This is a genomic window from Streptomyces sp. MRC013 (assembly GCF_023614235.1).
Classification (GTDB): domain Bacteria; phylum Actinomycetota; class Actinomycetes; order Streptomycetales; family Streptomycetaceae; genus Streptomyces.
In genome coordinates, this window is record NZ_CP094264.1 from 2,226,868 (window position 1) to 2,240,255 (window position 13,388).

At 75.1% G+C, this 13,388-nt stretch carries 14 protein-coding genes; 9 read left to right on the forward strand and 5 right to left on the reverse strand.

Annotation, left to right across the window (positions count from 1 at the left end; all coding sequences use genetic code 11):
• Positions 1-91: 91 nt before the first annotated feature.
• Positions 92-1,090: an SAM-dependent methyltransferase gene (locus LUW75_RS10080; protein ID WP_250337616.1), complete on the forward strand. Its 999-nt coding sequence runs from the start codon at positions 92-94 to the stop codon at positions 1,088-1,090.
• A gap of 5 nt (positions 1,091-1,095) precedes the next feature.
• Entirely contained in the window at positions 1,096-2,274 is a 1,179-nt protein-coding gene (locus LUW75_RS10085; protein WP_250335301.1) for an NADH-quinone oxidoreductase subunit D, read from the forward strand.
• 66 nt (positions 2,275-2,340) lie between these two features.
• Here the strand turns inward: LUW75_RS10085 and LUW75_RS10090 are convergent, their stop codons facing one another.
• From LUW75_RS10090 to LUW75_RS10105, 4 genes are all read right to left on the reverse strand, one after another.
• Complete coding sequence (locus tag LUW75_RS10090) at positions 2,341-3,315, reverse strand: hypothetical protein (protein ID WP_250335302.1); 975 nt, start codon at positions 3,313-3,315, stop codon at positions 2,341-2,343.
• Positions 3,316-3,421: 106 nt separating this feature from the next.
• Positions 3,422-4,402 (reverse strand): ABC transporter substrate-binding protein, encoded by a 981-nt coding sequence (locus LUW75_RS10095; protein WP_250335303.1) that lies wholly within the window; start codon positions 4,400-4,402, stop codon positions 3,422-3,424.
• Positions 4,399-5,082 (reverse strand): ABC transporter permease, encoded by a 684-nt coding sequence (locus LUW75_RS10100; RefSeq protein WP_250335304.1) that lies wholly within the window; start codon positions 5,080-5,082, stop codon positions 4,399-4,401. The genes LUW75_RS10095 and LUW75_RS10100 overlap by 4 nt, the downstream gene beginning before the upstream one ends.
• A gap of 3 nt (positions 5,083-5,085) precedes the next feature.
• A complete protein-coding gene (locus tag LUW75_RS10105) occupies positions 5,086-5,925 on the reverse strand; it encodes an ABC transporter permease (RefSeq protein WP_250335305.1) in 840 nt (279 codons plus the stop codon).
• A gap of 188 nt (positions 5,926-6,113) precedes the next feature.
• Between LUW75_RS10105 and LUW75_RS10110 the strand changes: the two genes are divergently transcribed.
• Positions 6,114-7,223, forward strand: coding sequence for an ABC transporter ATP-binding protein (locus LUW75_RS10110; protein ID WP_250335306.1), 1,110 nt, complete (start codon positions 6,114-6,116; stop codon positions 7,221-7,223).
• Here the strand turns inward: LUW75_RS10110 and LUW75_RS10115 are convergent.
• On the reverse strand, positions 7,210-8,319 hold the full coding sequence (locus tag LUW75_RS10115; protein WP_250335307.1) for an alpha/beta hydrolase: 1,110 nt from the start codon (positions 8,317-8,319) through the stop codon (positions 7,210-7,212). The genes LUW75_RS10110 and LUW75_RS10115 overlap by 14 nt on opposite strands.
• Before the next feature lie 161 nt (positions 8,320-8,480).
• Here LUW75_RS10115 and LUW75_RS10120 point away from each other — a divergent pair, with 161 nt between their 5' ends.
• The 6 genes from LUW75_RS10120 (at position 8,481) to LUW75_RS10145 (ending at position 13,388) form a co-directional block, all read left to right on the forward strand.
• On the forward strand, positions 8,481-10,322 hold the full coding sequence (locus LUW75_RS10120) for a phosphatidylglycerol lysyltransferase domain-containing protein (RefSeq protein WP_250335308.1): 1,842 nt from the start codon (positions 8,481-8,483) through the stop codon (positions 10,320-10,322).
• A 95-nt stretch (positions 10,323-10,417) separates the two neighbouring features.
• Positions 10,418-11,281 (forward strand): dihydropteroate synthase, encoded by an 864-nt coding sequence (gene folP / locus LUW75_RS10125; RefSeq protein WP_250335309.1) that lies wholly within the window; start codon positions 10,418-10,420, stop codon positions 11,279-11,281.
• Positions 11,278-11,739, forward strand: coding sequence for a nuclear transport factor 2 family protein (locus tag LUW75_RS10130; protein WP_250335310.1), 462 nt, complete (start codon positions 11,278-11,280; stop codon positions 11,737-11,739). The genes folP and LUW75_RS10130 overlap by 4 nt, the downstream gene beginning before the upstream one ends.
• Before the next feature lie 152 nt (positions 11,740-11,891).
• Entirely contained in the window at positions 11,892-12,251 is a 360-nt protein-coding gene (folB, locus tag LUW75_RS10135; RefSeq protein ID WP_250335311.1) for a dihydroneopterin aldolase, read from the forward strand.
• The gene (gene folK / locus LUW75_RS10140) at positions 12,248-12,847 is read left to right on the forward strand and encodes a 2-amino-4-hydroxy-6-hydroxymethyldihydropteridine diphosphokinase (RefSeq protein ID WP_250335312.1); all 600 of its coding nucleotides are present in this window, start codon (positions 12,248-12,250) and stop codon (positions 12,845-12,847) included. Before folB ends, folK begins: the two co-directional genes overlap by 4 nt.
• Before the next feature lie 55 nt (positions 12,848-12,902).
• Positions 12,903-13,388: a DUF3180 domain-containing protein gene (locus LUW75_RS10145; protein WP_250335313.1), complete on the forward strand. Its 486-nt coding sequence runs from the start codon at positions 12,903-12,905 to the stop codon at positions 13,386-13,388.

The window sequence follows — 13,388 nt, forward strand, 5'->3', positions numbered from 1 at the left end:
GGAGTGCGATCCGGTTCACCGGCCCCTACTCCCCAGGGTGGACACTGTGCCCGTGGCGGACGGGACGGCGAGGACGGGCGGAGGGAACGACGTGACCTGGGACGACCGGTCGTGGCGGGGCTGGCGGGCGGCGACGGAGGACGCGCTGTACGGACCCGGCGGGTTCTACCTGCGCCCCGAGGGGCCCGCCGGCCACTTCCGCACCTCCGTGCACGCCTCCCCCCTGTACGCCGCCGCCGTCGCCCGGCTGCTGGAGCGGGTCGCCGCGGAGACCGGACCGGGGGCGGGCGCGGGCGGTGCGGACGAGGTCGCGTTCGTCGACGTGGGCGCGGGCCGCGGCGAGCTGGTGACGGGGGTGCTGGAGGCGTTGCCGCCGGACCTGCGCGTACGGGCGTACGCCGTGGAGCGCGCGCCCCGGCCCCCGGGCCTGGACCCGCGCGTCGAGTGGGTCGCCCGGCCGCCCGCCGGGGTGCGCGGGCTGCTGTTCGCGAACGAGTGGCTGGACAACGTGCCGGTCGACGTCGCCCAGGCCGACGACGACGGCACCCCCCGGTACGTGGAGGTGCGGCGGGACGGCTCCGAGCGGCTCGGCGCCCCGGTGACCGGGGCGGACGCGGAGTGGCTCGACCGCTGGTGGCCGCTGCGGGAACCGGGCGGGCGCGCCGAGATCGGCCGGCCCCGCGACGAGGCGTGGGCGGCCGCGGCGGGCGGGCTGTCGGCGGGGCTGGCGGTCGCGGTGGACTACGCGCACACGGCGGACGCCAGGCCCCCCTTCGGCACGCTGACCGGCTTCCGCGCCGGCCGCGAGGTCCCGCCCGTCCCGGACGGCACCTGCGACCTCACGTCCCACGTGGCCCTCGACGCGTGCGGGGCGGCGGCGGCCGGGCCGGCGGAGCTGCTGCCCCAGCGGGAGGCCCTGCGGCGGCTCGGGGTGTCCGGGGAGCGGCCGCCGCTCGCGCTCGCCTCGTCCGACCCGGCGGCCTACGTCCGGGCCCTCGCCGCCGCCGGCCAGGCCGCCGAGCTGACCGCGCGCGGCGGTCTGGGCGGTTTCACCTGGCTGCTCCAGCGGCGGCCCGGCGGGGGATACTGAGCGGCATGACGGAGACCACCCCGCCCAGGGGGACCACCCCGCCCAGGGAGACGACGGTCGGCATCGGCGGCGCCGCGGAGAGCACCGACATGGTGCTGAACATCGGCCCCCAGCACCCCTCGACGCACGGTGTGCTCCGCCTCCGCCTGGTCCTCGACGGCGAGGTGATCCGACACGCGGAGCCGGTGATCGGGTACATGCACCGCGGCGCCGAGAAGCTGTTCGAGGCGCGCGACTACCGGCAGATCATCATGCTGGCCAACCGCCACGACTGGCTGTCGGCGTTCTCCAACGAGCTGGGCGTCGTCCTCGCCGTCGAGCGGATGCTCGGCATGGAGGTCCCGGAGCGGGCCGTGTGGACGCGGACCCTGCTCGCCGAGCTGAACCGGGTCCTGAACCACCTGATGTTCCTCGGCTCGTACCCGCTGGAGCTGGGCGGCATCACCCCGATCTTCCACGCGTTCCGGGAGCGGGAGGACCTCCAGCGCATCATGGAGGAGGTCTCCGGCGGCCGGATCCACTACATGTTCAACCGGGTCGGCGGGCTGAAGGAGGAGCTGCCCGCGGGCTGGCCGGGCCGCACCCGCGAGACCGTGGCTGCCGTCCGCTCCCGCATGGACGTGTACGACCGGCTGGTCCTCGGCAACGAGATCTTCCGCGGCCGCACCCGCGGGGTCGGCGTGCTCTCCCCGGAGGCGGCGCACGCGTACGGGGTGAGCGGCCCGATCGCCCGCGCCTCCGGCGTCGACTTCGACCTGCGCCGCGACGAGCCGTACCTCGCGTACGGGGAGCTGCGGGACACCCTGAAGGTCGTCACCCGGCAGGAGGGCGACTGCCTCGCCCGGTTCGAGTGCCTGCTGGAGCAGACCCACAACGCGCTGGACCTGGCCGACGCCTGCCTGGACCGGCTCGCCCAGCTGCCGCCCGGCCCGGTCAACCAGCGGCTGCCGAAGGTCCTCAAGGCCCCGGAGGGCCACACGTACGCCTGGACGGAGAACCCGCTCGGCGTCAACGGCTACTACCTGGTCTCCAAGGGCGACAAGACCCCCTACCGGCTGAAGCTGCGCTCCGCCTCGTACAACAACATCCAGGTGCTGTCGGAGCTGTTGCCGGGGACGCTGGTCGCGGACATGGTGGCGATCCTCGGGTCGTTCTTCTTCGTCGTCGGCGACATCGACAAGTAGGCGCCGCGCGGGGACGGCGGCGGAGGACCCGGGTCCTCCGCCGCCGTCCCCGCGCGCGAGGGCGTCCTACGAGCTGACCGCGTTCCGCAGCCCGGCCACGTCGAGCTGCTCGGTCTCGTCGTGCGCGGTGAGGTCGATGACCTCGCCGACGGCCTGCTCCCCGTCCCGCCGCGCGGCCGGCCGCGCGGCGGCGAGCGCCTCCTCGCCCACGACGTCCGCCAGGTCCTCGTCCTGGACGGCGGCCTCGACGGCGGCGGCGGGCTTGCCGGCGCCGTGCCCTTCGGTCCCCTTCCGGGTGCCGAAGAAGTCGAAGCCGCCCACGGGGCGCGGGGCGGGGCGGCGCTGGGCGGTGTGCGGGACGACGGCGGCCGCCGCGGGGACCGGGCGCATCGCGAGGGCGGACGTCCCGGTCGTGCCGGTGGTCGCCCCCGAGGGACCGGGCACGGCCCCGGCGGCCCTGCGGGCCTCCTGGACGGCGGCGTTGTGCGTGAGGCGGCCCAGGGCCTGCGCGGCGCGGAGGTAGTCCTCCCGGGTCGGCGCGGAGGGCGCGGACGCCGGGCCCCCGCCGGCCGCCGGGGCGCCGGAGGCGGAGCCCAGGGCGAGCCGGCGGCGGCCCTCCAGGGCGCTGGCGCGCTTGGTCTCGGCGGTGGCGTACCGGCGCAGCAGTTCCGCGTGCTCGTTGCGGAGGGCGGCGAGTTCGACCCTCTTGGCGCGCAGCTTCGCGTCGAGCCTGGCGCGCAGCTCGCGGGCCTCCTCGAGGTCGGCCTCCAGGTCGGCTATGCGCTCCTCGGCCCTCCACTGGTCGCCGGCCCGGGCGCGGGTCAGTTCGGCGACGCGCCGACCGGCCGCGCGGTCCCAGGTGCGCATGAGGGCCGCACCCGTCACGGCGGCGGCCGCCGTGACGGCGACGAGCAGGCGCAGTCCGAGCGGATCGGCCAGGAGCCAGGCACCCCCGGCGCAGAGGACGGACGCGCCGGCCACAGCGGAAGGCGGCAGCAGCCGGTGCAGGGGTGGGGAATGGCGGTGGCGTCCACGTGGCATGGCCTGAAATTTACCGCGCGTACGAGCCTTTTGGGGTGTCGGCCCGGCATTGTTTCGCCTATGTGATCGTCCGGGCCGCTCCTTCCGCTTCCCGTGCCGGCGGCCGTCACCCATCGGTCAGCCCCTTCTCCTCCAGGTAGGCCTCCGCGACGTCGGCGGGCTTCGCACGTTCGGCGTCGACCTTCCGGTTCAGCTCGACCAGGTCGGCGGTCGACAGCACTTCGGTGATCCTGCCGAGGGCGGCGGCGATCCCGGGTGACCCGGCCTCCCGCGCGTTGACGACGGGCAGCACGTTGTCGGCGTTCTGGAGCCCGCGGTCGTCCTCCAGGAGCACCAGTCCGAAGGCGTCGAGCGTGGCGTCCGTCGTCGTGGTGAGCACGAGCTGGTCGACGCCGTCCTTCACGGCCTGCTTGGCCTGCGGGGTTCCCACGCCCTTGGGGTCGACGCCCGCCACGTCGATTCCGTACACGGACTTCAGGCCGGGCGCGCAGAACGGCCGCACGGTGCACTCGTCCCCCGCCGCGATCCTCACCCTCAGCTTCGAACGGCCCAGATCGGAGAGCGACTCCAGCCCGTGCCGGGCCGCGAACTCCCGGGTCACCGCGAACGCGTTCCGGTCGACCGCCCCACCCGCCGGGAGGACCTTCAGCCCGCGCGGCGCCGCGAGCCTCTCCAGGGCCGCCACGGTGGCCGTCACGTCACCGGAGGCGACGGGCTTCTCCCGGGGCGCGTCCGGGCCGTTCGCCTTCGCGTTCAGGAACTCCGCGAACGTGGCCGCGTATTCCGGCACGACGTCGATCTCGCCCTTCTCCAGGGCCGGTTCGTACAGCTCGCGGTTCTCGACCGTCCTGACGGACGTGCGGTACCCGGCGTCGGCGAGGACGCCCGCGTACAGCTCCGCCAGTACCTGCGACTCGGTGAAGCCGGCCGAGCCGACGACCACCGTGCCCCCGGCCGCCGGGCCGGACGGCGCTCCGGGGGCCGCGCCGCGCTCCTCCAGGCTGCTTCCGCCGCATGCGGCGAGGCCACCGGTCAGCGCGAGCGCGCCCAGGGCCGCACCGGCCACGCGGGGGTTCGTGCTCCTCACGATCCAGCTCTCCGTCCGTTCGGTCCACGGCCGGCGAGCACCCTGCCCGCCGCCACCAGCACGCCCTCGACGAGCAGGGCGAGAGCGCCGACGAGCAGCGCCCCGGAGAACACCTGCGCGGTGTCGTAGGTGTGGAAACCGGCGGTGATGATCCGCCCCAGGCCGCCTTCGCCGGCCATCGCGGCGAGCGTGGCCGTGGCGATCACCTGCACGGCGGCCAGCCGGACGCCCGTCATCACCAGGGGGAGGGCCAGCGGCAGCTCCACCGTGCGGAACAGCCGGCCGCCCGACATCCCCATGCCGCGCGCCGCCTCGACGACCGACCGGTCCACCTCCCGCACGCCCAGGTAGGCGTTGGTCAGCAGCGGCGGTACGGCGAAGAGCACCAGTGCGAGGACCGTCGGCACACCGCCGTACCGGCCCAGCGGGGTGAGCGTCAGCAGCACCAGCACCGCCAGCGTGGGCACCGCCCGCCCGGTGTTCGACACGTTCACCGCCAGGGCGCCGCCCCGGCCGACGTGCCCGAGCCAGAACGCCAGGGGCAGCGCGACCAGGCAGGAGACCAGCAGGGACACGCCGCTGAACCACAGGTGCTCCCCCAACCGGTGCCACACCCCGTCCGCGCCCCGCCAGTTGGATCCGGTCGTCAGCCACGTCCAGGCCCCGCCCACCACGCCCATCGTTCAGACCGCCTTCCCCGCTCCGCTCGCCCCACTCGCGCCGTCCGGCACCCGCGTGCCGCCCGCGCCGTCCGGCGTCTCCGCACCACGCGCCTCACCCGCACCGCTCGGCGTCCGCGCACCACCCGCCTCGCCCGCCGCGCCGCCCGGCACCGGCCGCCCCGCCGCCGGTGCCCGCCCGCGCGGTGCGCGCGTCCACGGCGTCAGCAGTCGCTGGAGGCCCAGCAGCAGTACGTCGGCGGCCACGGCCAGCAGCACGCACAGCACCGACGCGGTCAGCACCTGGGCCTTGAAGAAGCTCCTGAGGCCCCCGGTGATCAGCGTGCCCAGCCCGCCGTAGTCCACCAGTGCGCCCACGGTGGTCAGCGCGACCGTCGACACCGTCGCCGTCCTCACCCCGGCCAGCAGCGCGGGGAGGGCCAGCGGCACTTCGACCTCCCACAGCATCCGCCCCGGGCCGTACCCCATCCCCCGGGCGGCCTCCCGCACCTCGGCGGGCACGGCGGCGAGGCCGGCGAGGGTGTTCCGGACGAGGATCGTGAGCGAGTACAGCACCAGGCCCGTCACCACCAGCGCCGCCGACAGTCCGAACAGCGGGAGCAGCAGCGAGAACATCGCCAGCGACGGGATCGCGTACAGCAGGGTCGTCAGTCCCAGCACGGGCCCCGACAGCGCCGGTCTGGCCCGGACGAGCAGCGCCAGCGGGACGGCGACGGCGACCCCGACGAGGACGGACACACCGGTGATCCACACGTGCTGCACGGTCGCGTCGACGAGCTCCTGGGCGCGGGAGCGCACGTACTGGGGGCAGATCCAGTCGTTGGACGCCAGACAGCCGCTCACCGCTCCCCCTCCCCGCTCTCCGGACGGGGCGCCGCCTCCCCGCCGTCGATGTGGTGTTCGATGGCACCGACCCTAACGCCCGGCACCGACACCCGTCCGGAAGGACGCCCCGGACCGGCACCACGGGTCCGGCACCGCGACACGGCACACGGCCACGCGGCACACCGCCGCACCGACAAGGGGGAGCAGTGATCCGCTTCGAACACGTCACCAAGCGGTACGCGGACGGCACGGCGGCCGTGGACGACCTGTCGTTCGAGGTGGCCCGGGGCGAGCTGGTCGCCCTCGTCGGACCGTCCGGCTGCGGCAAGACCACCACCGTGAAGATGGTCAACCGGCTCGTCGAGCCGACCTCCGGCCGGATCCTCCTCGACGGCCGGGACGTCGCCGACGCCGACCCCGTCGAGCTGCGGCGCGGCATCGGGTACGTCATCCAGCAGGTCGGCCTCTTCCCCCACCGCACGGTCCTGGAGAACACCGCGACCGTGCCGCGCCTCCTGGGGGTCGGCCGCGCCAGGGCGCACGCGCGCGCGGCGGAGCTCCTCGACCTGGTGGGCCTCGACCCGCGCACCTTCGGCGACCGCTACCCCGACCAGCTCTCCGGCGGCCAGCGCCAGCGCGTCGGCGTCGCCCGCGCCCTCGCGGCCGATCCGCCGGTCCTGCTGATGGACGAGCCGTTCGGGGCGGTGGACCCGGTCGTGCGGGAGCACCTGCAGAGCGAGTTCCTCAGGCTCCAGGCCCAGGTACGCAAGACGGTCCTGCTCGTCACGCACGACCTGGAGGAGGCGGTCCGGCTCGGCGACCGCATGGCCGTGTACGGACACGGCACGATCGAGCAGCTGGACGCGCCCGCCACCGTCCTGGGCGCCCCGGCCGGCCCGTACGTCGCGCGGTTCGTGGGCGCCGACCGGGCCCTGCGGCGCCTGTCGGTCACCCCGGTCGAGGAGGCCCACCTGGACCGGCCGCCCGTCGTCCGCCTCGACGACCCCCTCCCGCGGGATCCGGACGGCGCGCGGGCCGTGGTCCTCGACGCCGACGGCCGCCCGTACGGCTGGCTGCCGGCCGCCGCGGGGACGACCGGCCGGTCGGGTTCCGTGCGGGAGCACGCCCGGCCCATGGAGGCGCGGGTACCGCTGGGCGGGTCCCTGCGGGAGGCGCTCTCCGCGATGCTCCGGTACGACGCGGGCTGGGTCGCCGTCGTGGACCCCGCCGACGGCGGCCGCTACCTGGGCGTCCTCACCCCGGAGCGGCTGCACGGGGCGCTGCGCCGGTCGGTGGGCGGCCTCACGCCGCGCTGAGTCGGCCGCTCAGCCAGACCAGGGCGGGCGGTATCTCGCGGTTCCAGGTGCCGAAGTTGTGGCCGCCGCTGTCCAGTGTGATCGACGAGACGCGCGCGGGGGCCCTCACCTTGGCGATGAAGTCCCGGGTCCCCTTCAGGTTCCCCTCCCCCCGCCGGGAGGTGGTCACCAGGAACGACGACCTGCCCTGCGGCAGGTGGTCGAGGCTCCACAGCAGGTCGGCCCGGTTCCGCAGCCCCGCGTCGCCGCGGAACAGGTCACCGGTCGTGACGTCCTCGGCGGCCCTGTAGTACGCCGAGAGGCCCGCGCCCGCCGCGAACCGGTCCGGGTGGTGCAGCGCGATCTTCAGCGCGCAGTACCCGCCGGTCGAGTTGCCGATCACCCCCCAGTTCCGCGCGGCCCGGCCCACCCGGTACGCCTCCGAGACCGCCCTCGGCAGGTCCCGGGCGAAGTACGTCTCCGTCCGCGGCCCGCCCGGCACGTCCACGCACTCGGTGTCCCGCGGCGGCGCGACCGTCGGGCGGAGCATCACCAGGACCATCGGCTGCATCCTCCCGGCCTCGGCCTGCTCGTACGCGGTGCGCGGGTAGCGCAGCCCCTTGAGGAGGTTCTCCGCGGTGCCCGGGTAGCCGGTGAGGACCACGGCGGCGGGGAAGGTCCGCCGGGCGTGGGCGGGCTGGAAGTACTCCGGCGGCAGGTAGACGTAGGCGGGGCTCTCGATGCCGGACGTCCCGCCGGAGATCACGACCTTCTGTATCTGGCCGCCGACCTGCGGTCGGTGGCCGCCCGGCACGTCCATCGGGCGCTTCTCGACGACCCTGACGCGGCCGCCGGACGGGTGGTCGACCACCACCCCCGGCTCCCGCTCCCGGCCCAGGAGGTCCGCCCAGGAGCCGTAGAAGAGGAAGTGGTTGTTGGCGGCCAGGCCCACGGCGGCGAACAGCGACAGCTGGGCCGCCAGGAGCAGGCCGACCCTGCCGAGCACGGCGTGCCGGGACCGCCGGGCGAGCCGCGGCCACAGCCACACCGTGGCCGTGAACAGCGAGACGGCCGCGAGGACGGCCAGTACCAGGAGCTTGTTGCCGGTGAGACCCATGCGTCGTCCAAGTCTTCTTCGTTCGCCGAGATTTTCCGCGGCGCGAGTGAACCGCCCGCGCGGACGCGCCGTCCTAGAGAACGCACATCGTCCGGCTGTCCGGCCCCGGCGCCGCTCGGGGCGAAGGGACGCGTCAATCTCTCGCAGAGCCACAGGAAGCCATGTCTGTCACGGTAGATGGGGACAAGTCGGAACCGGTTCCGACTCGGATGCGCCGGTTCCTGCGCGGGCCGCGGGCCGGGAGGGTGCCCTCGCTGGTCGGCACGGCGTGCACGTTCGTCGGCCTGGTCGACATCACCGCCGGGGTCTTCCCCCGCTTCCGGACAAGCCGGTTCCACGACCTGGTGGAGGTCCTGCCGGGCACCCTCGGACCGCTGTCCGCCGCGCTCTCCCTCAGCGCCGGCGTCCTGCTGCTCCTGCTCGCGCACGGCCTGAAGCGCAACAAGCGCCGCGCCTGGCGGGCCGCGGTGGTCCTGCTCCCGGCCGGCGCGGTGGCGCAGTTCCTGTACCGCCACTCGGTCGTCGGCGTGCTGCTGTCGCTGGCCCTGCTGGCGCTGCTGCTGCGCCACCGCGGGGAGTTCGCCGCGCTGCCGGACCCGCGCAGCCGCTGGCGGGCACTGGCCAACTTCGTCCTCATGGGCGCCGGTTCGCTCGGCCTCGGCCTGGTCGTCGTGAGCGTCCACCCCGGCAAGGTCGTCGGCGACCCGAGCCTCAGCGACCGCCTGGAGCACGTGCTGCTCGGCCTGGTCGGCGTCGAGGGGCCCGTCGCGTACGGCGGCAGCGTGTCGTGGACGGTCGGCTACTCGCTCGGCGCACTCGGCCTGCTCACCGCCGTCACCACCGTCTACCTGGCCTTCCGCCCCGAGCACCCGGTCGCCCGGCTCACCGCGGAGGACGAGGCCCGGCTGCGGGCGCTGCTCGCCGGGCACGGCGGCCGCGACTCGCTCGGCCACTTCGCGCTCCGCCGCGACAAGGCGGTCGTCTTCTCCCCGAGCGGCAAGGCCGCCGTCACGTACCGCGTCGTCTCCGGCGTGATGCTGGCCAGCGGCGACCCGATCGGCGACGTGGAGGCCTGGCCCGGCGCCATCGAACGGTTCATGGACGAGGCCAGGGCGCACTCCTGGACCCCCGCCGTCATGGGCTGCTCCGAGACCGGCGGCCAGGTGTGGACCCGCGAGACCGGCCTGGACGCGCTGGAGCTGGGCGACGAGGCGGTGGTGGAGGTCGCGGATTTCTCGCTCGCCGGGCGCGCCATGCGCAACGTGCGCCAGATGGTCAAGCGCATCGAGCGCAACGGCTACGAGACCCGGGTACGACGCGCCCGTGACCTCTCCGAGGGCGAGCTGGAGCGCGTACGGCGCGCCGCGGCCGACTGGCGGGGCACCGACACCGAGCGCGGCTTCTCCATGGCCCTGGGCCGCATCGGGGACCCGGCGGACGGCGACGCGGTGATCGCGACCGCCCACAAGGCGGACGGGACGGCGGACGCCTCCCCGTACGGAGACCTGAAGGCGATCATCCACTTCGTGCCGTGGGGGCCGGACGGCATGTCCCTGGAACTGATGCGCCGCGACCGGTCCGCCGACCCCGGCATGAACGAGCTGCTGATCGTCGCCGCCCTCCAGGCGTCCCCGGGGCTGGGCGTGACGCGGGTGTCGCTGAACTTCGCGATGTTCCGCTCGGCGCTGGCCCGCGGCGAGCGGCTGGGCGCCGGCCCGGTCCTGCGGGTCTGGCGCGGACTGCTGGTCTTCCTGTCCCGCTGGTTCCAGATCGAGTCGCTGTACAAGTTCAACGCGAAGTTCCAGCCGCGCTGGGAGCCCCGCTTCGTCGTGTACCGCGCCGCGCGCGACCTGCCGCGCATCGGTTTCGCCGCGATGCAGGCCGAGGGCTTCGTGAACGTGGCCCCGCCCCGCCCCTTCCGCCGCCTCCGCGCCGGCCGCCCGGCCCGCCCGGGCGCGTCCCTCGCCCCCGCCGCGCCCGAGCAGGGCGTGCGCGCGGCCTGACGCCCCGTCCGCCGCCCGCGGCGGGGTCCCGGGCCGGGGCCCCGGGACCCGGCCCGGTCACCGCCCCGCCGCCCGTCCGGGCCTAGGCTGGGGGCATGAGTACGCTGAGCGGACGGGGCACGGTGCAGGGGCTGCCGGAGTGGGACCGCTGCGCGGTCATGGGCGTCGTCAACGTGACGCCCGACTCCTTCTCCGACGGCGGGCGCTGGTTCGACACCGCCGCCGCCGTCGAGCACGGCCTGGAGCTGGCCGCCCGGGGCGCGGACCTGGTGGACGTGGGCGGCGAGTCGACGCGGCCGGGCGCCACCCGGGTGGACGAGGACGAGGAGCTGCGGCGGGTCGTACCGGTCGTGCGCGGCCTGGCCTCGCAGGGGGTCGTCGTCTCCGTCGACACGATGCGCGCGTCGGTCGCCCGCCGGGCCGTGGAGGCGGGCGCCGTGCTCGTCAACGACGTCAGCGGCGGCCTGGCCGACCCGGACATGGTCCCGTCCGTCGCCGCCGCGGAGGTCCCGTTCGTCGTGATGCACTGGCGCGGCTTCAGCGAGGACATGAACGGCCTCGCCGTCTACGACGACGTGGTCGCCGAGGTCGTCGCGGAGGTCCGGGCGCGCGTGGAGGCGGTCGTCGAGGGCGGCGTCGCCCCCGAACGGCTCATCGTCGACCCCGGCCTGGGCTTCGCCAAGCGGGCCGAGCACGACCTGGCCCTCGTGGCCCATCTGGCGGAGCTGCGGGCCCTGGGCCGCCCCCTGCTGGTCGCCGCCTCCCGGAAGCGGTTCCTGGGCCGCGTGCTGGCCCGGAAGGGGCACGCCCCGCCGCCGGCGCGGGAGCGGGACGCCGCGACGGCCGCGGTCTCCGCGATCGCCGCCCGCGAGGGCGCCTGGGCCGTGCGCGTCCACGAGGTGCGGGCGACGGCGGACGCCGTCCGGGTGGCCCGCGCCGTCGAGGGCGCCGCCTCGTGAGCGGCGCCCGCACCGACGTCAGGGCGGTCGAGCTGGCCAACACCGCCTTCTACGAGGCGGTGGAGCAGGGTGACTTCGAGGCGGTCGCCGACCTGTGGCTGGACGAGCAGTACGGCGAGGTCTCCTGCGTCCACCCCGGCTGGCCGGTGCTCTCGGGCCGGGGCGAGGTGCTCCGCTCGTACGCGCTGATCATGGCGAACACCGAGTACATCCAGTTCTTCCTGACCGACGTGAAGGTGTCGCTCGCGGCGGACACGGCGGTGGTGACCTGCACGGAGAACATCCTCAGCGGCGGCCCGGCCGAGGACGGAGCCGAACTGGGGCCGCTGGTGGGGCAGCTGGTCGTCGCGACGAACCTGTTCCGCCGCACCCCGGAGGGCTGGAAGGTCTGGTCCCACCACGGCTCGCCCGTCCTGGCGGAGTCCGGGGACGACGAGGACGACGGCGACGCGGTGTGAGCGCCGCGAGCGGGTAGACGGGGCACCGGGGAACCGCCGACGGAGCCTGCGCGGGCGCTGTCAGTGGACGCGGGTAGATTCGAGGGGTTGCGACCGGGCCGACCGCACCGGACCGGCAGCATTCCGGACCTACGACAGCAGGAGTGATTCGCGTGGATCGTGTCGCGCTGCGCGGCCTCAGGGCCCGCGGGCACCACGGCGTCTTCCCCAAGGAGCGGGAGGAGGGCCAGACGTTCATCGTGGACGTGGTGCTGGGCCTCGACACCCGGCCCGCCGCCGCGGAGGACGATCTGGAGAAGACCGTCCACTACGGCATCGTGGCGGAGGAGGTCGTCGGCGTGGTGCGGGGCGAGCCGGTCGACCTGATCGAGACACTGGCCGAGCGCATCGCCCGGCAGTGCCTCGCGCACGAGGGCGTCCAGGAGGTCGAGGTGTGCGTGCACAAGCCGGACGCCCCGATCACCGTCCCGTTCGACGATGTGACCATCACGATCACCCGGAGCCGCGTATGAACCGCACCCCCAGCGACCCGACGGTACAGCCGGTGCCCGCCTCCGTGACGGAGCAGGTCGACGCCGCCGACACGACACTGTCCAATCCGAAGCCGGCCGTCCTCTCCGTCGGCGGCAACCTCGGCAACCGCCTGGAGAACCTCCAGGGCGCCGTCGACGCCCTGGAGGACACGCCCGGCGTACGGGTCAAGGCCGTGTCGCCGGTCTACGAGACGGAGCCCTGGGGCGTCGACCCGGACACCCAGCCCCCCTACCTGAACGCCGTGGTGGTGGTGAAGACCACGCTGCCCCCCTCGTCGCTGCTGGAGCGGGCGCAGGCGGTGGAGGAGGCCTTCCACCGGGTGCGCGGGGAGCGGTGGGGCGCCCGCACGGTCGACGTGGACATCGTCACGTACGCGGACGAGGTCTCCGACGACCCCGCCCTCACCCTGCCCCACCCGCGCGCCCACCAGCGGGCCTTCGTGCTGCGCCCGTGGCTGGACGTGGAGCCGGAGGCCAGGCTCCCCGGGGCGGGGCGGGTGGCGGACCTGCTGGCCGGGATCGCCCAGGAGGGCGTAGCCGTCCGCAGCGACCTGGAACTCCGCCTACCCGACTGACCGTTGCCCCTGTCGGAGGGGCAGGCGGAGGAACCGACGGACGCGAAGGACACCGGTGAAGCAACTGAGGGTCAAGGTACTGGCCGGACTCTTCCTGGCGGCCGGGGTCCTCGCCTGGGGCGGCGCACGGCTGTGGGACTCGTTCGGCACGCTGCCGAGCGTCCCGCTGGCCGCCCCGATCGTGCTGGCCGTCATCGCGGCGGTCCTCACGGCGACGGCGCTGTCCCTGCGCTCCCGGCTGAGGGCGCAGCGGGAGCGCCGTCCCGGCGCGAAGGGCGTGGAGCCCCTGATGGCGGCCCGTGCGGTGGTCTTCGGCCAGGCCAGCGCGCTGGTCACGGCCGCGGTGAGCGGCATGTACGCGGGGGTCGGGGTCTTCCTGCTGGGGTTCCTGGACGTCCCGGCCCGCCGCGACCAGGTCTTCCACGCGGGCTTCGCCGTGCTGGCCGGGATCGCGGTGATCGCTGCGGCCCTGTTCCTGGAGCGGGTGTGCCGACTCCCCGGGGACGACGAGCCTCCGGGCGCCTCTCCCTCCACGGCGTAG